This is a genomic window from Novosphingobium sp. 1529, from assembly GCF_040544855.1.
Taxonomy (GTDB): domain Bacteria; phylum Pseudomonadota; class Alphaproteobacteria; order Sphingomonadales; family Sphingomonadaceae; genus Novosphingobium; species Novosphingobium capsulatum.
This window is the reverse complement of sequence record NZ_JBEPKW010000001.1, coordinates 172,933-190,959: the sequence shown is the minus strand read 5'-3', so window position 1 is coordinate 190,959 and position 18,027 is coordinate 172,933. Positions and strand designations below refer to the sequence as shown.

General features: G+C 67.1%; 18 protein-coding genes. 7 read left to right on the top strand and 11 right to left on the bottom strand.

Annotated elements, in window-relative coordinates; translation table 11 throughout:
- Positions 1-115: 115 nt before the first annotated feature.
- Entirely contained in the window at positions 116-1,639 is a 1,524-nt protein-coding gene (locus ABIC78_RS00865; RefSeq protein ID WP_354487294.1) for a fumarate hydratase, read from the bottom strand.
- Between the two features lie 167 nt (positions 1,640-1,806).
- Here ABIC78_RS00865 and ABIC78_RS00860 point away from each other — a divergent pair, with 167 nt between their 5' ends.
- The 4 genes from ABIC78_RS00860 (at position 1,807) to ABIC78_RS00845 (ending at position 4,920) form a co-directional block, all read left to right on the top strand.
- Positions 1,807-2,406 carry a protein-L-isoaspartate O-methyltransferase family protein gene (locus ABIC78_RS00860; protein ID WP_062783328.1) on the top strand — a complete coding sequence of 200 codons (600 nt, stop codon included), beginning with the start codon at positions 1,807-1,809 and terminating at the stop codon, positions 2,404-2,406.
- Positions 2,407-2,411: 5 nt separating this feature from the next.
- Positions 2,412-3,878 (top strand): TolC family outer membrane protein, encoded by a 1,467-nt coding sequence (locus ABIC78_RS00855; RefSeq protein WP_354487291.1) that lies wholly within the window; start codon positions 2,412-2,414, stop codon positions 3,876-3,878.
- 74 nt (positions 3,879-3,952) lie between these two features.
- Positions 3,953-4,543, top strand: coding sequence for a DUF2497 domain-containing protein (locus tag ABIC78_RS00850; RefSeq protein ID WP_354487288.1), 591 nt, complete (start codon positions 3,953-3,955; stop codon positions 4,541-4,543).
- Positions 4,543-4,920 (top strand): (2Fe-2S) ferredoxin domain-containing protein, encoded by a 378-nt coding sequence (locus tag ABIC78_RS00845; protein ID WP_354487286.1) that lies wholly within the window; start codon positions 4,543-4,545, stop codon positions 4,918-4,920. The genes ABIC78_RS00850 and ABIC78_RS00845 overlap by 1 nt, the downstream gene beginning before the upstream one ends.
- 97 nt (positions 4,921-5,017) lie before the next feature.
- On the opposite strand, the gene ABIC78_RS00840 is transcribed toward ABIC78_RS00845, so the two are convergent.
- The 4 genes from ABIC78_RS00840 to ABIC78_RS00825 all read right to left on the bottom strand — a co-directional run bounded on the left by ABIC78_RS00840 (position 5,018) and on the right by ABIC78_RS00825 (position 8,082).
- Positions 5,018-6,403 (bottom strand): sodium:solute symporter family protein, encoded by a 1,386-nt coding sequence (locus ABIC78_RS00840; protein WP_354487284.1) that lies wholly within the window; start codon positions 6,401-6,403, stop codon positions 5,018-5,020.
- Positions 6,400-6,588 carry a hypothetical protein gene (locus ABIC78_RS00835; protein ID WP_062783313.1) on the bottom strand — a complete coding sequence of 63 codons (189 nt, stop codon included), beginning with the start codon at positions 6,586-6,588 and terminating at the stop codon, positions 6,400-6,402. Before ABIC78_RS00835 ends, ABIC78_RS00840 begins: the two co-directional genes overlap by 4 nt.
- On the bottom strand, positions 6,585-7,715 hold the full coding sequence (locus tag ABIC78_RS00830) for a P1 family peptidase (RefSeq protein WP_169049349.1): 1,131 nt from the start codon (positions 7,713-7,715) through the stop codon (positions 6,585-6,587). Before ABIC78_RS00830 ends, ABIC78_RS00835 begins: the two co-directional genes overlap by 4 nt.
- Positions 7,716-7,782: 67 nt before the next feature.
- Complete coding sequence (locus tag ABIC78_RS00825; RefSeq protein WP_028657579.1) at positions 7,783-8,082, bottom strand: hypothetical protein; 300 nt, start codon at positions 8,080-8,082, stop codon at positions 7,783-7,785.
- Positions 8,083-8,195: 113 nt separating this feature from the next.
- Here ABIC78_RS00825 and ABIC78_RS00820 point away from each other — a divergent pair, with 113 nt between their 5' ends.
- Positions 8,196-8,627: a CBS domain-containing protein gene (locus tag ABIC78_RS00820; RefSeq protein ID WP_022675247.1), complete on the top strand. Its 432-nt coding sequence runs from the start codon at positions 8,196-8,198 to the stop codon at positions 8,625-8,627.
- 146 nt (positions 8,628-8,773) lie between these two features.
- Here the strand turns inward: ABIC78_RS00820 and ABIC78_RS00815 are convergent, their stop codons facing one another.
- Entirely contained in the window at positions 8,774-9,484 is a 711-nt protein-coding gene (locus ABIC78_RS00815) for a DUF1013 domain-containing protein (RefSeq protein WP_022675246.1), read from the bottom strand.
- A gap of 183 nt (positions 9,485-9,667) precedes the next feature.
- Complete coding sequence (locus tag ABIC78_RS00810; RefSeq protein ID WP_169041513.1) at positions 9,668-10,669, bottom strand: NAD(P)H-quinone oxidoreductase; 1,002 nt, start codon at positions 10,667-10,669, stop codon at positions 9,668-9,670.
- Between the two features lie 100 nt (positions 10,670-10,769).
- On the opposite strand from ABIC78_RS00810, the gene ABIC78_RS00805 reads away from it, so the two are divergent.
- On the top strand, positions 10,770-11,009 hold the full coding sequence (locus ABIC78_RS00805) for a DUF1192 family protein (RefSeq protein WP_354487280.1): 240 nt from the start codon (positions 10,770-10,772) through the stop codon (positions 11,007-11,009).
- Between the two features lie 266 nt (positions 11,010-11,275).
- The gene (gene clpA / locus ABIC78_RS00800; protein ID WP_354487278.1) at positions 11,276-13,633 is read left to right on the top strand and encodes an ATP-dependent Clp protease ATP-binding subunit ClpA; all 2,358 of its coding nucleotides are present in this window, start codon (positions 11,276-11,278) and stop codon (positions 13,631-13,633) included.
- An 88-nt stretch (positions 13,634-13,721) separates the two neighbouring features.
- On the opposite strand, the gene ABIC78_RS00795 is transcribed toward clpA, so the two are convergent.
- The 4 genes from ABIC78_RS00795 to ABIC78_RS00780 are packed head-to-tail and all read right to left on the bottom strand — an operon-like array spanning position 13,722 to position 18,024.
- Positions 13,722-14,054: a hypothetical protein gene (locus ABIC78_RS00795; protein ID WP_354487276.1), complete on the bottom strand. Its 333-nt coding sequence runs from the start codon at positions 14,052-14,054 to the stop codon at positions 13,722-13,724.
- A gap of 10 nt (positions 14,055-14,064) precedes the next feature.
- Positions 14,065-15,441, bottom strand: coding sequence for an MBOAT family O-acyltransferase (locus tag ABIC78_RS00790; RefSeq protein WP_179562082.1), 1,377 nt, complete (start codon positions 15,439-15,441; stop codon positions 14,065-14,067).
- A 16-nt stretch (positions 15,442-15,457) separates the two neighbouring features.
- A complete protein-coding gene (locus ABIC78_RS00785) occupies positions 15,458-16,795 on the bottom strand; it encodes a GDSL-type esterase/lipase family protein (protein WP_354487273.1) in 1,338 nt (445 codons plus the stop codon).
- Positions 16,792-18,024, bottom strand: a complete 1,233-nt coding sequence (locus ABIC78_RS00780) for a DUF459 domain-containing protein (RefSeq protein ID WP_354487271.1) — start codon at positions 18,022-18,024, stop codon at positions 16,792-16,794. The genes ABIC78_RS00785 and ABIC78_RS00780 overlap by 4 nt, the downstream gene beginning before the upstream one ends.
- Positions 18,025-18,027 lie beyond the last annotated feature (3 nt).

The window sequence follows — 18,027 nt, the reverse complement described above, 5'->3', positions numbered from 1 at the left end:
CCCCCCGACCCCCTCCTCTAAAGAGGATGGGGTGGTTAAGTTACTGAAATAAAAGCCCTCTCCTCTTCAGAGGAGGGGGTTGGGGGTGGTGCGAGACCTAACGCTAGGCCAACGTTCAGGCCGGCAGCAGGCCCTCGTCGGCGATCTTCTTCTTCCACACCAGCGGGGCGAGCTGGTGCACGTTCTGGCCTTCGCTATCGACGGCCACGGTCACCGGCATGTCTTCCACGGTGAATTCGTAGATCGCCTCCATGCCCAGGTCTTCAAAGCCGACGACCTTGGCTTCCTTGATCGCGCGGGCAACGAGATAGGCCGCGCCGCCCACCGCCATGAGATAGGCCGACTTGTGCTCGGCGATCGACTGGGTGGCCGCCGGGCCGCGCTCGGCCTTGCCGACGCAAGACAGCAGGCCCTGGTCCAGCATCATGTCCATGAACTTGTCCATGCGCGTGGCGGTGGTGGGGCCAGCCGGGCCAACCACTTCCTCGCGCACCGGATCGACCGGGCCGACGTAATAGATCACGCGCCCCTTGAAATCGACCGGCAGCGGCTCGCCCTTGGCCAGCATGTCCTGGATGCGCTTGTGCGCGGCGTCGCGGCCGGTCAGCATCTTGCCGTTGAGCAGCAGGCGATCGCCCTGCTTCCAGCCCTGCACTTCTTCTGCCGTCAGCGTATCGAGGTTGACGCGCTTGGCCGCGGCATCGGGTGCCCAGTGCACCTGCGGCCATTCATCCAGCGTGGGCCGTTCGAGATAGCTTGGCCCGCTGCCATCGAGCGTGAAGTGGGCGTGGCGGGTGGCGGCGCAGTTGGGGATCATCGCCACCGGCTTGCCGGCGGCATGGCACGGCGCATCCATGATCTTGACGTCAAGGATGGTGGAAAGCCCGCCCAGCCCCTGCGCGCCGATGCCCAGCGCGTTGACCTTGTCGAAAATTTCGATGCGCAGGCGCTCGATATCGGTCTGGGGCCCGCGCAGCTTGAGCTGGGCCATGTCGATCGGCTCCATCAGCGCTTTCTTGGCCAAGAGCACGCAGTGTTCGGCGGTGCCGCCGATGCCGATGCCGAGCATGCCCGGCGGGCACCAGCCGGCGCCCATCTGGGGCAGCATTTCGAGCACCCAGTCGACGATCGAATCGCTGGGATTCATCATCTTGAACTTGGACTTGTTCTCGCTGCCGCCGCCCTTGGCGGCGACATCGACGGTCACCTTGCTGCCCTTGACCATTTCCACGTGGAGCACGCAGGGCGTGTTGTCGCGCGTGTTGCGGCGGGTAAAGGCGGGGTCAGCCAGGACCGAGGCGCGCAGCTTGTTGTCGGCGTTCAGGTAGGCGCCGCGCACGCCTTCATCGACCACGTCCTGCAAGGACTTGTCGGATTCCAGGCGGCAATCCTGGCCCCATTCGATGAATACGTTGACGATGCCGGTATCCTGGCAGATCGGCCGGTGGCCTTCGGCGCACATGCGGCTGTTGGTCAGGATCTGGGCGATGGCATCCTTGGCGGCGGGGCCCTGTTCGGCCTCATAGGCATCGCCCAGCGCGCGGATGTAATCCATCGGGTGGAAGTAGCTGATGTATTGCAGCGCATCGGCCACGCTTTCGACCAGATCCGCTTCCCGGATCGTCACCATTTCCGCCATCGCAATTTCGCTCCTGCTACAGCATTCTGCCAATGCCCCTTACGCGCCGACAGACAGCATGCAAGACGCTTGGCGCAGCGCGGGCAATATTCTAGAGACGCTGGCGATCAAAGGCGTGTGCGACTGCGAAAGCGGCCCACGCATCCCGAACCTGATGAGGAATACCGATGAGCGTGGCAGTAGCTGAGGCAGCCGAGACGGGAATGGTGCGCGAACGCAAGGCCATGATCGAAAGCCAGCTGCGCGTGAGCGGGGTAAACGATCCGGCCGTGCTGGCCGCCTTTGCCGCCGTTGCGCGCGAGGATTTCGTGCCGGCAGACCGCCGCGCCCTGGCCTATATGGACCGCGCCGTGCCGCTGGGCGATGGCGCAGTGCTGGCTCCTGCCCTCACCCATGGGCAGATGCTGATCGCCGCCGCACCGGTGGCGGGCGAACGCGCGCTGGTGGTGGGCAAGCCCGGCACCTATCTTGCCGCGCTGCTGCGCGAGCTGGGCCTGGTAGTGACGCTGGCCAGCCCGGCCGACGATCTTGCCGCGCTGGGCCAGTTCGCGCTGGTTCTGGTCGATGGCGCGATCGAAGTGGTGACCCCTGCCCTGGAAGCCGCCGTGGCCGACGATGGCCGCCTGGTTACCGGCCTAATCGAGCGCCGCGTGGCGCGCCTCGCCCTGGGCCGCAAGGCTGCTGGCCAGGTGGCGCTGGGCGCCCTGGGCGAGGCAGACTTTGCCGTGCTGCCCGAATTTGCCGCCCCCAAGGGCTGGAGCTTCTGAACCCCATGTCGCGACTGAGCCGGTGGCGCGCGGCGGTGGCGGCAGGCCCCTTGCTGGTCGCCGCGATCGCCACGAGCAGCGCCCCGGCCCAGGCGGATGACCTGCGCAGCGCGCTGACCGCCGCCTACCAGACCAACCCCGATCTGCAGGCCGCGCGCGATTCGCTGCGCGCGACCGACGAAAACGTGCCAATCGCACGGGCGGCGGCCCTGCCCTCGCTTTCAGGCAGCGCCAGCTACAGCGAATACGTCGACAAGGGCGGCTCCTACTTTTCCACCAGCTATCCCGACCGCGTGCTCAACCTGGGCGCCAATGCCGGGGTGCCGCTGTACAACGGCGGCGCGGTGAAGAACGGCATTCGCGCCGCCAAAACGCGAGTCGAGGCTGGGCGCGCTTCGCTGCGCGGCACCGAATCGAGCGTGTTCACCAGCACTGTCACGGCCTATATGGACGTGATCCGCGATGCCGCGATCGTCGGCCTGCAAAAGAACAACGTGCAGGTTCTTGAGGTCAACCTTCAGGCGACCAGCGACCGCTTCGAGATCGGCGACGTGACCCGTACCGACGTGGCGCAGTCGCGCTCGCGCCTGGCCCTGGCCCGCGCCAGCCTGCGTTCGGCCGAAGCCAATCTGGTGGCCAGCCGCGAAACCTATGTGCGGATCATCGGCCATGCACCGGGCACGCTGGAAGCGCCGCCGGCGCTGGCCGGCATGCCAGGTGGCGTCGAGGATGCGGTCGACTATGCGCTGGACAACAACCCCGACCTGCTGGCCGCGCGCGAAGCGAGCAAGGCCGCCGGGTTTGACGTGAAGGTGGCCGGCGCCAGCCGCCTGCCCACCATTGCGGCCAACGCATCGACCAATAACACCAACTATCTCAGCAGCTATCAGCCCGGCGTGCCCAATGCCTCGCGCAACATGGTAGCGGGGCTGACCGCATCGATCCCACTGTTCCAGGGCGGCGCGCCAGCGGCCCGCGTGCGCCAGGCGCAGGCCACCCAGGGCGCGACGATGGAACAGGAAATCGGCACCGAGCGTGCGGTGATCGCCACGGTGCGTTCGGCCTGGTCGGCCTGGCTGGCAGCCAAGGAAGTCATCGGCCTCAACCAGACGGCGGTGGATGCGGCGGCGCTCAGCCTTGAAGGCGTGCGCGCGGAAAACACCGTGGGCAACCGCACCATCCTCAACATCCTCGATGCCGAGCAGGAACTCCTCAACGCCCAGGTGCAATTGGTCACCGCCAAGCGCAACGAATACGTCGCCGGCTTTGCGCTGCTTTCGGCCATGGGCAAGGCGCAGGCGCGCGATCTCGGGCTCGACGGCGGCACGCTGTATGATCCCGTGGCCAACTATGAGCGGGTGCACCATCGCATCTGGGATTGGGACAGCGATCCCGCGCCGGTGGCCCGTGCCACCGCCACGGTTGACACCCCGGCCCAGGATGCGACAATCCCCGATCAGCCACTGCCCTGACCGCCGGCGCCAGCCGCCGGTGATCGGGCACGGATATCTGTACAGCGTGGGCAATAGGAACGTGGGGGACAACAATGCGCCAGGCCGGTGAACCTTCGGTCGAGGAAATTCTCGAATCGATCAAGAAGGTGATCGCGCGCGATGTGCGCGGCGAAGCGGCGGCCACCCCGGCCCCGCGTGCGCCGATGTCTGCCGCGGCCGCTGCCGCCGCGATTGCCCCCGCGCTTCAGGCCCAGGCCGGGCGCGAGGGTACCGCTGCCCCGCGCGCCGCCGCCAGCAACCCGGCAATCAGCATGACTCGTGCTGCCAGCCCGGCCGACGTGCTTGACCTGACTGACGTGGCCGCGCAGATCATGGGCGAATATGGCAAGCCGGCGGCCGACGCCGGCGCTGCGCCCGGTACCTGCGCCGAGGACGACGAGGACGAAGCCCTGGTGCCCCAGGAAGCGGCTGCATCGATGCGTGATTCGCTGGCGGCGCTGGCCATGCTGGCCCAGCCCGGCGCCCAGCCGCAGATCGTGCGTTCGGGCGAAACCTCGCTGGAAGGCATGGTGCGCGACATGCTGCGCCCGATGCTGGCGCAGTGGCTGGAACGCAACCTGCCGGTCATGGTGGAAAAGATGGTGGCGGCCGAAATCGCCCGCATCGCTGGCAAGCGCGGCTGATGGGCAAATCGGCCGAAAAGGAAATTGCCGAGGCGGAAAGCACGCTGGCCAAGCTCGGCGGCTTTGCCCCGCAGCGCCACATTTTCCTCTGCGCCGATTCCGACAAGGACAAGTGCTGCTCTGCCAAGGAAAGCGATGCGGCCTGGTCTTTCCTGAAAAAGCGGCTGGGCGAATTGAAGCTGGGGGGCAAGCAGGGCGTGCTGCGCAGCAAGGTTGGCTGCCTGCGCGTGTGTGCGGCAGGGCCGGTCGCGGTCGTCTATCCCGATGGCGTATGGTATCATTCCTGCGCCCCGCCGGTGCTGGAGCGGATCATCCAGGAGCACGTGATCGGCGGCGTGCCGGTGGCCGATTACCGGCTCAACCCACCGGCTTCCTAAGCAGACACGTCAGGCTTGTTGCCCTTCGACAGGCTCAGGGCGAACGGCCTTGCGAGAGGTTTCCGTTCGGGCTGAGCTTGTCGAAGCCCATGCGCTTCTATCGAAGCATGGCCATCACGCTATGCCCGTCGCGGCGGGGAAACATCAGGGTCACCAGCGTAAGCACCACGCTGTTGAGGATCAGACCAACCAGCCCGGGATTGATCCCGCCCGCTGAAATCCCCGCCAGCCGCATGCCAATGATCGCCAGCGCGGCCACGGCCATGCCGGCCAGCACGCCCCCGGCTCTCACCCGTCCGGTCCACAGCGCCGCGAGAAAGCCCGGCAGGGTCTGCACGATGCCGAAGTAGAACACGGTATTGAGCATGGCGAGCAGCGGCACCTGCGCCATGGCGCCGGCGGCCGACAGCGCGATGAACAATGCCGTTACCCCTTGCGCCCAGCGCTGCTGCGCGCGGCCGTCCAGGCCGGGCAACACGTTGCGGGTGAGCAGCGGCGCAATCGCCAGGCACACGCTGGACAGGATCACCATGCCCGCCAGCACCACGGCCGCCATGACCACGCCCAGCGCCCAGCCGGGCAGCAGATGCTGCGCCGCAGCCAGGAACACGAAATCGGGCTTGTCCACCGGCAGGCCCAGGCGCCGGGCAAACACCGCCACGGCCATCAGCAAGGGAAACATCACCATGTAGAGCGGCGCGGCGGCCTGGGCACGGACGATCGCCTGCGGCCCGCGCGCGGCAAACAGAAACGCCCAGTTCTGCGGGATCATTGCAAAGCCCAGCGCCTGCACCGCGATGGTGCTGAGCGCGAAGGGCAGGGTGACGGGCACTTGCGCAGCCACTGTGGCGGTTGCCACTGGCGCGGCGGCGCCCGGCCAGTGGCGCAGCGCCAATGCGCCGACCAGCAGGATCGCGCCGAGCATCAGCGCATCCTTGAGCACGGCAACGAATGCCGCCGCGCGCAGCCCTGCCAGCGCCACATAGGCCATCACCACCAGCCCCGCGCCAGCCAGCAGCAGTGGCATCGGCAGGCCCGGCGCCATGGCGCCCAGCACCAGGCGGATGCCGGCAAACTGCATCGTGCCGATCGGCACCAGCAGGGCAATCGCGCCCAGTGCGATCACGCGTTCCAGCAAGCGGCTGTTGAAATGGGCGGCAAAGAAATCGGGAATGGTCACCGCGCCATAGAGGTTGCCAGCGCGCCAGATCCACGGCCCCAGCACGGCCAGCACCGGCGCTGCCAGCAGGATATAGCCAAAGAACCACACCACGAAGCCTTCGCCACCGGCATAGACCCCGCCGGGAAAGCCCAGCATCGTGGCGATCGAATAGGTTTCCCCGACGCTCAGGAAAAAGAACAGGATCGCGCCCAGTTGCCCACCGGCCACGAAAAAGGCGCGCGGCCCCTGCCCTGCCCCGCGCCGCGCCCACAGCGCGATCAGCAGCGACAGCGCCATGACCGCCACGAAAGCGGCAATCATGCCGGCACCGCGCGCTGGCGCCACCACAGCCAGGCACTGGTCGCCGGCGCACAGGCAAACAGCGCCCAGATGCGCAGGCCGATGCCAAGGCAGGTGGGGCCATCGGCCGGCACCGCCAGAACCGCAAGCAACACCAGCAGCACCGGAACCGCCAGGGTGATCAGCGCGCGGGCCAAGGCCGTCATTCCGGCTTGAGGGCTGACCAGGTGGGCACGGCCCAGCCGGCCGGCGCCGTGGCGGCATGAACCCCGCGCGCAATGGCGCGGGCCAGGGTATCGGCCGCCACCGCGCCCACGCCCAGCACCGCCAGATCGCGCGGGCCGGTCACCGGGCGGCGCGCGGTGCACAGGGCAAAGACCACATCGCCATCAAACGGGGTGTGCACCGGGCGAATCGCCCGGGCGAGGCCATCCTGCGCCATGATCGCCACGCGCTTCATCTCGTCTGCCGTCAGATCAAGGTCAGTGGCGACGCAGGCGATCGTGGTGTTCTCGCGCGGGGCGGGCAGCTTGGTACCGCCCCATTCCTCTGGCCCGACACGCGCGGCGATCGGGCCAAGACCGCCGAATTCATCACCCATTTCAAAGGCGCCAGCCCAGAAATGGCGGGTACCCGGCACCACCGTGGCGCCCAGCGCATTGACCGCCACGATCGCCCCCACCGTGGTGCCATCACGCATCAGGGTGGAGGCCGAACCCAACCCGCCCTTGAGCGCGCCAGCCATCGCGCCATAGCCGGCGCCGCTGGTGCCCAGCGCGAAATCGGCGCCAGCAGCGGCCAGCGCGGCGATACCCAAGTTACGATAGGGTGGCTCGGTCCCCCAGCCCTTGGCCCCGCCGTTGCCCAGGTCATAGAGAATGGCAGCCGGCACGATCGGCGACACCGGCACGCCCTGTTGCGCCAGGCCGCCATAGCCGATGCCGCGCGCGCCCAGGTGCGCCGCCACGCCATCGGCGGCGGCCAGGCCCCACGACGATCCGCCCGACAGCACCACGGCATTGGCGGCGTGGACCAGGTTGTGGCTTTCCAGCGCGTCGCTTTCCCGCGTGCCCGGCCCGCCGCCGCGCACGTCGATCGCGGCGGTCACCAGCCCTTCGGCCAGGATGACCGTGGTGCCGGTGCGCACCGCCGCATCCTGGGCACAGCCCACAGTGATACCGGCCACATCGGTGATCAGGTTGCGCGGGCCCGTGCGGCCAGGCCGACGCGGGGCGGCACCAGCAGATGGCGGCGCCGCCTTTGCCCCAGCCCCGGCGCCCAGCGCGGCACCGGCGGCCATTCCCGTGGAAGCAAGCACTTGGCGGCGGTTCATGGTCGGCACTCCGGTCTGGGCAGGCGCGTCCAGTTGCCGCCTGTGCCGGCGGGCGGCAAGATGAATTTCAGGATTCGTCCCAGTGCGAGGTATCGAGCCGATCCTCGATGCTTTCATCGTGACCCGTGCCGCTCGACAGGAACACCAGCCCCATGAGCGCGGCCATCAGCATCATGGTCATGCCGATGCCGAGCGAGGTGGCGATGTAGAGATGGATCGAAACCAGGCCCACGCCCATGTAGAGCCAGGCATCGACCGCCACGATGACCAGCAGCGTAGCCAGGCCCATCCAGCGCAGCAGCCAGCGATAGCGCGCCCAGGCGTGCGCCGCATTGTGCGGATCATCCAGTGGAGACTGGTTGGCCATCGTGTTTCTCCCGATGTCATTGCCTACAGGAAGGGCCTTGCCGCGCAACCGGAACATGTCATGATTGCCGTGGAGGCGGGACCAACTGCCCCAAGGGGAAGAGGAGCCAACCCATGACGATTGCGCGGTTGATTGCCGGGCGTTCCGGCGAAGTCTGGTCCATTCACGCACAGGATACGGTGGCTGACGCCATCGAGGTTCTGACCAGCCACAAGATCGGTGCCCTGCCGGTGCACGATGGCGAAAATGCCGTAGCCGGCATCTTTTCAGAAAGAGACGTGATTCGCGCGCTCACCGCCCATGGCGAGGATGCGCTGCGTCTGCCGGTCAGCGCGGTGATGACCGCACCGGTGGTCACCATCAGCCCGGAAACATCGGTGATGGAAGCCCTGGCGCTGATGACGCGGCGCCGGTTCCGCCACCTGCCCGTGCTGGAAGACGGGCGCATGGTGGGCTTCATCTCGATCGGCGACCTGGTGAAATACCGGCTCGACCGGATCGAAGCCGAAGCCGACGCGATGCGCGTTTATATCCAGTCGGTCTGATCGGCCGAAAGCCCCTCCCGCCTGCGGGAGGGGTTTGGGGAGGGCGTGTTCGCCCGGTCCCGTGATGTGACATCCCCTCCCCCGGCCCCTCCCGCAAGCGGGAGGGGGGATTTGGGAAGTGCCCTCCCGCGAACGGGAGGCAGTGCTCAGCTGTCGGAAATGCCTTCGGCGCGGCGCGCTTCGAGCCAGGCCATGGCTTCGGCGTGCTGGGCCGCTTCGGAGGCCGCCTTGGACTGCGCTTCACGCTGGGCGCGCAGTTCCTCGATCAGGGCATCGCGATCCGAACCCAGGCGATCGGTAACCGCGCCTTCGTCTTCGGCCGGAACGCCGGCGCGCTTGGACGCCTTGCTCACCAGCATGTCCAGCTCGCGCTGCGAGCACAGGCCCAGGGTCACCGGATCCTTGGGATTGATGTTGGCGATGTTCCAGTGGCTGCGATCGCGAATCGCCGCGATAGTCGTGCGCGTGGTGCCGATCAGCTTGCCGATCTGCGCGTCGGAAATTTCCGGATGGTGACGCAGGATCCAGGCGATGCCGTCGGGCTTGTCCTGGCGCTTGGACACCGGGGTGTAGCGCGGGCCCTTGGTGCGGCTGACGGCGAGCGGGGCGCGCTGCATCTTGAGGCGGTATTCGGGATTTTCCTGGCCGCGATCGATTTCGGTCTGGCTCAGTTCGCCCGAATGGAGCGGGTTGCGCCCGGTGTACTTGGCACCGGCCAGATCGTCGGCCATGGCCTGCACTTCAAGGATATGCAGCCCGCAGAATTCGGCGATCTGTTCAAACGTCAGGGCCGTATTGTCGACAAGCCACGAAGCAGTGGCATGCGGCATCAGCGGATACGTGGGCTGGTTGCTCACGGCATGGTCCTCTTTTTATCGTGCGCGATTGGCTGGTGAAATAACAGGTCTGTGCGGCGCGGAAACAATAAGGGCCGCCCCTTCACGGAGCGGCCACTTGCCGGCAAAGATGTAAGCGAGCCCGGCCCAAACGGCAAGAGCAATCCGCGCCAGGCCCGATTTGCCTGGGTTGCGGGGCCGGAATCACCCCATCTTGAGCACGATCTTGCCGATATGGTGGCCCGCTTCCATGCGCGTGTGGGCAGCGGCCGCCTGCTCCATCGGAAAAGCCTGGTCCATGATCGGGCGCAGCTTGCCGGCTTCGACCAGGGGCCACACCGTCTGGGCGATTTCCTGCGTCAGCAGCGCCTTGAACGTGGCCGAGCGCGCCCGCAGGGTAGAGCCGGTGAGCGTGAGGCGCCGGGACATGACCTGGGCCATGTTGATCTGGGCCTTGGCCCCGCCCTGCACGGCGATGGTCACATGCCGGCCGTCTTCGGCCAGGCATTGCAGATTGCGCGCCACATAATCGCCGGCCACCATGTCGAGCACCAGGTTGACGCCCTTGCCACCGGTAATGTCCTTTACCGCCTCGACAAAATCACTGGCCTTGTAGTCGATCGCATGATCGGCGCCGATTTCCAGCGCGGCGCGACACTTGTCCGGCCCGCCGCACGTCACGATCACGGTCAAGCCGAACAGCTTGCCCAGCATGATCGCCATGCTGCCGATGCCGCTGGTGCCGCCATGGACCAGGATCGTCTCACCTTCGCAGGCCCAGCCGCGCTCGAACACGTTGTGCCACACGGTGAGCAGGGTTTCGGGCAGGGCCGCAGCGCAATCGAGCGGCAGGCCATCGGGCACCGGCAGGCACTGCGCGGCCGGGGCCAGGCAATATTGGGCATAGCCGCCGCCCGACACCAGCGCGCAGACGGCCTGGCCCAGAAGCGGCGCCGTCACGCCTTCGCCCAGGGCGACGACCTGGCCGGAAATTTCAAGGCCGGGAAGCGGCGAAGCACCCGGCGGCGGTGGATAGAGACCCTGGCGCTGGATCACATCGGGGCGGTTGACCCCGGCATAGGCCACCTTGACCAACACCTCGCCCGGGCCGGGACGGGGCACCGGCAAGGTTTCAGGCCGCAGCACCTCGGGCCCACCGTGCTCTGCAAATCCCACTGCCGTCATCGTCACCGGAAGATCCAGCATGCGCCGCCCCATGTTTTGACGTCATATCTGCGTCAACCGCATCCCCTAGCCATGGGACAGGTTGACAGCAAGCGTTTGCCGTCCAACATTGTGCACTGCGATGGACGTCGAAGACCTTCTGCGCCGCAAGGGCGACCTGGCCAGCCAACTGGCCGCAGAACCGCTCGATGCGCTGTCGGTGGACGAACTGACGGCGCGCATCGCGCTGCTGGAGGACGAGATCGTCCGCACCACCCGCCATCGTGATCGCGCCGGCCATACCCGGGCAGCGGCCGAGGCGCTGTTCGGCGCGGCCCGGCCCCCGGCGCCACCGCCCAATTCCGGCGAAACCGGACGATGACCGCCGCCGCCCTTCACCTTGCCGGGCGGCATCCCCATATAGGGTTTCATACCCCTCCAACGCGCCCGGGTATCGGTCGCCGGCTTCCCCTCGTGCGGCGCCGGGCCGCTTGCCCGGCAACGATATCGACGATTGAAGCATCCGTGGCGACCGCCCAACCTGGTTCGGCGGCGGTTAACCACCCCCATGCTTTCCTCCCGCAAGGGAACCATCCCGTGGCGGAATACTTCCGTCATGGCCAAGAGTGAGCCCCAGAAAGCGAGCCTATGCCCAGTTTCGCCCAGAGCCTCGAAAAGACGTTGCACAGCGCCCTGGCCAATGCCTCGGAGCGCAGCCATGAATACGCGACGCTCGAACATCTCCTGCTTGCCCTGATCGACGATGCAGACGCGGCGCAGGTGATGCAGGCCTGCGGCGTGGATCTTGGCGATCTGGGCGACGTGGTACGCCAGTACCTCGACCAGGAATACCAGTCGCTCAAGACCGCGGAAAAGGCCGATCCCCAGCCGACCGCCGGGTTCCAGCGCGTGATCCAGCGCGCCATCCTGCATGTCCAGTCTTCGGGCAAGGATACCGTCACCGGCGCCAACGTGCTGGTGGCGCTGTTCTCCGAACGCGATTCCTATGCCGTCTATTTCCTCCAGCAGCAGGACATGAGCCGCCTGGATGCCGTCAGCTATATCAGCCACGGCATCGGCAAGGGCGGCCGCCAGGTCAATTCCGGTTCGGCCAAGCCGAACGAGGAAGAGGCCCCCAAGCAGGAAGAAAAGGCCGAGGCCAAGGGCGGCAACAAGAAGGATTCCGCGCTCGACCAGTTCTGCGTCAACCTCAACGACAAGGCGCTGCTGGGCAAGGTCGATCCGCTGATCGGCCGTGGCCCGGAAGTGGACCGCACGATCCAGATCCTGTGCCGCCGGTCCAAGAACAACCCGCTCTACGTGGGTGATCCGGGTGTGGGCAAGACGGCCATCGCCGAAGGCCTGGCGCGCAAGATCGTCGAAGGCGAAGTGCCCGAAGTGCTGACCAAGGCGGTGATCTATTCGCTCGACATGGGCAGCCTGCTGGCCGGTACGCGCTATCGCGGTGACTTCGAGGAACGCCTCAAGCAAGTGGTTTCCGAACTGGAAAAGATGCCGCACGCGATCCTGTTCATCGACGAGATCCACACCGTGATCGGCGCTGGTGCCACCAGCGGCGGCGCGATGGATGCGTCGAACCTGTTGAAGCCCGCGCTGTCGGGCGGGACGATCCGCTGCATCGGCTCGACCACCTACAAGGAGTTCCGCAACCACTTCGAAAAGGACCGCGCCCTGCTGCGCCGGTTCCAGAAGATCGACGTGAACGAACCGAGCGTGGAAGACACGATCAAGATCCTGAAAGGTCTGCGCACCGCGTTCGAGGAACACCACAAGGTCAAGTACACGCCCGAGGCGATCAAGACCGCGGTGGAACTTTCGGCGCGCTACATCAACGACCGCAAGCTGCCCGACAAGGCGATCGACGTGATCGACGAAGTGGGCGCGATGCAGATGCTGGTGCCGCCGTCCAAGCGCAAGAAGACGATCACCGCGCGCGAGATCGAGGCCGTGATCGCGACGATGGCGCGCATCCCGCCCAAGTCGGTCAGCAGTGACGACAAGAAGGTGCTGGAACACCTGGAACGTGACCTCAAGCGCCTGGTGTTCGGCCAGGACAAGGCGATCGAAGTGCTGTCGAGCGCCATGAAGCTGAGCCGCGCCGGCCTGCGCGATCCCGACAAGCCGATCGGTTCGTTCCTGTTCTCCGGCCCCACCGGCGTGGGCAAGACCGAAGTGGCCCGCAGCCTGGCCCAGATCATGGGCATTCCGCTGCAGCGCTTCGACATGTCGGAATACATGGAACGCCATTCGGTCAGCCGCCTGATCGGTGCCCCTCCGGGCTATGTCGGGTTCGACCAGGGTGGCCTGCTGACCGATGCCATCGACCAGCAGCCGCATTGCGTGCTGCTGCTCGACGAAATCGAAAAGGCGCACCCCGACCTGTTCAACATCCTGTTGCAGGTGATGGACAATGGCCGCCTGACCGATCACCACGGCAAGACCGTCGATTTCCGCAACGTGGTCCTGATCATGACCACCAATGCGGGCGCATCGGACATGGCCAAGCAGGGCATCGGGTTCGGCGACGTGTCAAAGCAGGACGCCGGCGACGAAGCGGTGAAGAACCTGTTCACGCCGGAATTCCGCAACCGCCTCGATGCCATCGTGCCGTTCGGCTATCTGCCGCCCGAAGTTGTCAGCCGCGTGGTCGACAAGTTCGTGCTGCAGCTGGAACTCCAGCTGGCCGAGCAGAACGTGCACATCCAGTTCGACAGCGACGCGCGCGCCTGGCTGGCCAAGCGCGGCTATGACCGGCTCTATGGTGCCCGGCCCATGGCCCGCCTGATCCAGGAAAAGGTCAAGAAGCCGCTGGCCGAGGAGCTGCTGTTCGGCAAGCTGGCCAATGGCGGGGAAGTGCATGTCAGCCTCAAGGACGATGCGCTGAACTTTGAACTGACCCCGGCCGCGCCCAAGCTGGTCAAGAAGAAGGCCAGCAAGCGCAAGGCGAGCGACACCGCGAGCGAGCCCAACGCCGACGAGGCCTGAGCCGGGTTAAACCGACAATGACAGAAAGGGCGGGAAGCACAGCGCTTCCCGCCCTTTTTTCATGCGTGCCTGGGGTTGGCTGGCCGGCTCAATCCCGCCCGGCAGCAGGCGGCGCCTCGCCCCGCGCGGCATCGGCCCAGCGCTCCACGGCGTCGACCACGGTGTTGAGGCCCAGTTGGCCGGCCTTGTCGTGCCAGGCATCGGCCGCCATCACGATCGGCGCGGTGATGTCGTTGGGGGGCAGCTGATCGGCCCAATTGGCGATGGCGTGGGAATTGAACAGGGCCAGCGCCAGACTGCTGCTGATCAGCACGCCCCAGGCCCAGCGCCAGCCGTCCTGCAGCGTGGCATCGTGTTCCTGCGCCAGATCGATGGGGGATTCGCCCCAGGGCAGGCCATCTTCCGTGCTGCTCTTGTCCATCAGGCCACCTTCAGAACTGGAAATAGATGAACGGGGCAATGCCCCCGCCGCGCAAGCCTTCGATGACCAGCAGCACCAGCGTGCCGATCAGCCCCACTGCCCAGCCCGGCATGACCGCCAGCGCCCGGGCCGAGCGCTGCACCCCGTCGCGCGGGCCGAAATGGCAAGCCATGCCCAGCGCCATGAGCGCCAGAATCCAGCCGCTGGCGAGCGGCGCACCGCCGGCATGCCCCGCTGCCATCCCACGTAGAAAGGCAAGGGCACCGGAAAACTCGCTGCAGCGGAAGAATATCCAGCCCAGCGCCACGATATGGAAGGTGATCACCGTGCCAGCCCAGGCCGGCAGCACGGGCCAGGTTGCGGGCCGCGCGCGCTGCCACAGCCGCTCTGCCACCAGCACGCCGCCGTGCAGCGCGCCCCAGATCACGAAATTCCAGCTGGCCCCGTGCCACAGCCCGCCCAGCACCATGGTGCCGAACAGCGCCAGGCAGGTGCGCCACAGCGCCTGGCGCGAGCCGCCAAACGCGCCGATATAGAGGTAGTCACGCAGCCAGCTCGACAGGCTGATATGCCAGCGGCGCCAGAAATCCTGCAACGAGACGGCGCGGTAGGGCTGATCGAAATTGCGCGGGAAGCGGAAGCCGAGCAAGCCAGCGAGGCCAATCGCCATATCCGTATAGGCCGAAAAATCGCAATATATCTGAACGGCATAGCCATAGGCGGCGAGCACCAATTCCAAACTGGAATGGCCCGCCGGATCAGTAAAGACCGGATCGACCAGGTGCACCGAGATATCGTTGGCGATCACCGCCTTCTTGACCGTACCCCACAGGATCAGGATCAGGCAGGCCATCGCCTCTTGCCGGCCCAGGCGCGGCGGATGGCGCAGTTGCGGCAGCAGATGGCTGGGCCGCACGATCGGGCCTGCCACCAGGTGAGGAAAGAAGCTCATCAGCAGGGTAAGATCGAGCAGCCGCGCCGGCCGGGTGCGGCCGTTGTAGACGTCGATCACATAGCTCAACCCCTGGAAGGTGAAGAACGAGATGCCCACCGGCAGGATGATCGCCTGCGCCAGCGGCATGCCCGCCAGATCGGCCAGGAAGCCGGCATACTTGAACCAGCCCAGCACGCCCAGGTTGCCCAGGATCGCCAGCCACAGCCACGCCAGCCGTGGCCCGTGTCCTGCCGCGATGATCCGCGCAAACAGCCAGTTCCACCCCGAACTGGCAATCAGCAGCGCCACGAACCGCGCATCCCACAGGCCATAGAACAGCCAGGACGCCAGCAGCAGCATGATCACGCGCCAATCGCGCGCGCGGGCCATCAGGCGGTTGAGCGCAAAGACCGCCAGGAAGAAGACGTGAAACCCAAGCGTGGGAAAGAGCATGGCCGCGCCGCAGTCGTCAGCGTGGACGCGGCGGCGGGGGCAGGGTGCTGGCCGCAGCAAATAGGTCTGCCGCGAGGCCCCCGCCGATCAGGCGCCCGCCGTCGCGTGTGAAATGCACGTGATCGCCGCGTTGCAGCCCCTGCGCCACCCAGGCCATGGTCGTGCACGGGCCGCCCATGGCGCCCTGCCAATCCCAAAAGCCCAGGCCCAGCGCCGTGGCCAGCCGCTTTTCCAGCGTGCGCATCTGCGCCAGGTGGCCGGGCACGGCCCAGCCAGCGCCGCAATCGCGGGTTTCGGGCAGGGAGGGCAGGGCCACGATCGCCCGGCTGCTGGCGGCATCGGGCGGCCCGACCAGCAGGATCGGCACATCGGCCCCGGCCATGCGCCGCACCCGCGCCACCGCGCTGCGCAGCACTGCTTCGGTTTCGGCCAGGCCCAGCGCCGGATCGAACCCTTCGTTGGTGCCGAATGCCAGGATCACCAGATCGGGCCGGGCCGCGGCGAGTTCGGCCCCGGCAACGGTATCGTCTGCCCGCGCCAGATGCATCGCCCGCGCGCCGACCACGCCGAGGTTGGCCACGATCGCGCCGGGCGTGCCGGTGCGGGTTTCCCACGCCGTCAGGCTGACCGGGCGGGTATCGAGCGTGGCCACGGTGGCCTGGGTGACCGGCACTGCAGAGGTGCGCACGAAGCACACCGCGCCCCGCGCCTGCGCAGAAAAGCTGATCGGTTCGGCCGGCACGCCATCGAACGTGACCGTCACCGCGCCTGCTTCCGGCCCGGTCAACCCGCACAGGGTAAAGCGGGTGAACCGCGTGGCCGGGCTATCGGCGGTCAGGCTCATCGTCGCGGCGGGCATGGTGGTGGTCTGGGTAAAACCGGAAAAGCCGAGCAGCGCGCCCATGGCGGTGCGTTGCGGGCCGAACAGGGCATTGCCCTGCCAATCGGCGCTTTGCCGCGCGGTGACGCCCCAGGTGAGATAGCCCTGATAGGGCTTGCCCGCCGGCATCATGCCGCGCCCGCCATTGCCCAGCCGCGCCTGCAGCGCAGCGCGCAGGCCCTGGCTGATCATGTCGCCCGCAGTATGGCTGTCACCAATCTGCACGACGGACAGCACCCCGCCCGGCGCACCAGTGGCCAGCTTGGCCAGAAACGGCGACAGCGCGGCGGCATTGGAGAGTTGCCCGGGCACCGCCGCAGTGATCGCCGGCACGGCAGGGGCAGGCACCGGGGCACCCGGCAGCGTGAGATCGACCGGCGCACCGGTCTGCGCAACAGCGGCCGCTGGCAACAGCGCCGCCGTGCCCCAGGCCGCAAGCGCCAACTGCGTGCGGGCAAACGCGCGAGCGATCATGAACGTTTTCCGCTGGCTAGTGAGGTGCCGGCACTCGATTTCGACGGGCTGGCCGAGGGTGTCGGCGCGGGCGAGGCCGGTTTGGCATCAGCCGGCGCCTTGGCTGGGGCTGTGGACAAATCTGTGGGTGATGCGGTGGACTTGTGTGTGGGCAAGTCTGTTGGCAACCCTGTGGGCTTGCTGGGGACATCTGCCCCCACTGCATCGGCAGCGGGCCGCTTGGGGCGCTTGGGCGCCGTGGCATGGCTGGCGGATGCTGCCGGCGCGGTACCGGGGTTTGCGGCATGGACTGCCGGTGCGGCATTTTCTGGCTTGGCCGCTGGCGGCGCCAGCAGGGTCAGGATCGGCTGCACCACCGGCCGGCTGATCACTTCATATCCATGAAACGTCATGTGCTTGCCGTCGTTGGCGCGGGCCAGATAGTCCTTGCCGGTGGCCGGATCGATCAGGCGCAGGGCAAAATGCCCCTGGCGATCCTGGCTCACTGGCACGGCATTGGCAAAAGGCACGCCCAAGCGGCAGGTGACCTTGGCGTAGAAGCGGTTCATCGCCTGGATATCGCGATCGTATGTGGCATCGCGCATGCGCGGCAGGCCCACCCAGCCCACCGCCACGCCGCGCTGCTGCAGCATCCGCACCAGCGCGGTCATCCGGCCTTCGATGGTTTCCTGCCAGGCCGGGGTCATATAGGCGGCCGCGTGGCCATTGACGAACAGGCCCTGGGTATCGTTGGCGCCGATGCTGATCAGCGCCACGTCGATCGGCTGGCCTGCCACGCGATCCTTGGCGTCCCGCAACAGATCGCGCGTGCGATAGCGGGTAAAGCCGGTGCCTTCGTGGCTGAATTGGTGAACCTTTACATCGGGATACTTGCGAAACGCCTGGTCGGTCGCGGCCCACAGGCCATCACCGAACGAATCGCCGAACACGCCGATGTGCAGCGGCCGGTGCGCCGCCAGCGCTTCGGCCACGCGCGCGCTCTTGGGAAACGTGCCGCTGCAACCCGGGGCCAGGCTGGGGGCAGGGGCCGACCCGGCGGGGGCGAGGGGGGCAGGCGTGCCATCGGCCGGCGCCGTATCGACCAGCGGCGCGCCACCATCCCAGCCCGGCAGCGACTGCCACGGCTTGCCCCCGGTGCGGAACGAGAGGCCCAGCACAGTGCCCACGGCAATGCCGATGAACAGGACCGCCCCACGGTCCAGCACCATGATCCATCTGCGCTTGCCCAAGAA

Excerpts from the sequence above, each read along its gene's own strand:
- ABIC78_RS00865 (WP_354487294.1), bottom strand. The coding sequence starts at position 1,639 with ATGGCGGAAATGGTGACGATCCGGGAAGCGGATCTGGTCGAAAGCGTG.
- ABIC78_RS00860 (WP_062783328.1), top strand. The coding sequence starts at position 1,807 with ATGAGCGTGGCAGTAGCTGAGGCAGCCGAGACGGGAATGGTGCGCGAA.
- ABIC78_RS00855 (WP_354487291.1), top strand. The coding sequence starts at position 2,412 with ATGTCGCGACTGAGCCGGTGGCGCGCGGCGGTGGCGGCAGGCCCCTTG.
- ABIC78_RS00850 (WP_354487288.1), top strand. The coding sequence starts at position 3,953 with ATGCGCCAGGCCGGTGAACCTTCGGTCGAGGAAATTCTCGAATCGATC.
- ABIC78_RS00845 (WP_354487286.1), top strand. The coding sequence starts at position 4,543 with ATGGGCAAATCGGCCGAAAAGGAAATTGCCGAGGCGGAAAGCACGCTG.
- ABIC78_RS00840 (WP_354487284.1), bottom strand. The coding sequence starts at position 6,403 with ATGATTGCCGCTTTCGTGGCGGTCATGGCGCTGTCGCTGCTGATCGCG.
- ABIC78_RS00835 (WP_062783313.1), bottom strand. The coding sequence starts at position 6,588 with ATGACGGCCTTGGCCCGCGCGCTGATCACCCTGGCGGTTCCGGTGCTG.
- ABIC78_RS00830 (WP_169049349.1), bottom strand. The coding sequence starts at position 7,715 with ATGAACCGCCGCCAAGTGCTTGCTTCCACGGGAATGGCCGCCGGTGCC.
- ABIC78_RS00825 (WP_028657579.1), bottom strand. The coding sequence starts at position 8,082 with ATGGCCAACCAGTCTCCACTGGATGATCCGCACAATGCGGCGCACGCC.
- ABIC78_RS00820 (WP_022675247.1), top strand. The coding sequence starts at position 8,196 with ATGACGATTGCGCGGTTGATTGCCGGGCGTTCCGGCGAAGTCTGGTCC.
- ABIC78_RS00810 (WP_169041513.1), bottom strand. The coding sequence starts at position 10,669 with ATGCTGGATCTTCCGGTGACGATGACGGCAGTGGGATTTGCAGAGCAC.
- ABIC78_RS00805 (WP_354487280.1), top strand. The coding sequence starts at position 10,770 with ATGGACGTCGAAGACCTTCTGCGCCGCAAGGGCGACCTGGCCAGCCAA.
- clpA (WP_354487278.1), top strand. The coding sequence starts at position 11,276 with ATGCCCAGTTTCGCCCAGAGCCTCGAAAAGACGTTGCACAGCGCCCTG.
- ABIC78_RS00795 (WP_354487276.1), bottom strand. The coding sequence starts at position 14,054 with ATGGACAAGAGCAGCACGGAAGATGGCCTGCCCTGGGGCGAATCCCCC.
- ABIC78_RS00790 (WP_179562082.1), bottom strand. The coding sequence starts at position 15,441 with ATGCTCTTTCCCACGCTTGGGTTTCACGTCTTCTTCCTGGCGGTCTTT.
- ABIC78_RS00785 (WP_354487273.1), bottom strand. The coding sequence starts at position 16,795 with ATGATCGCTCGCGCGTTTGCCCGCACGCAGTTGGCGCTTGCGGCCTGG.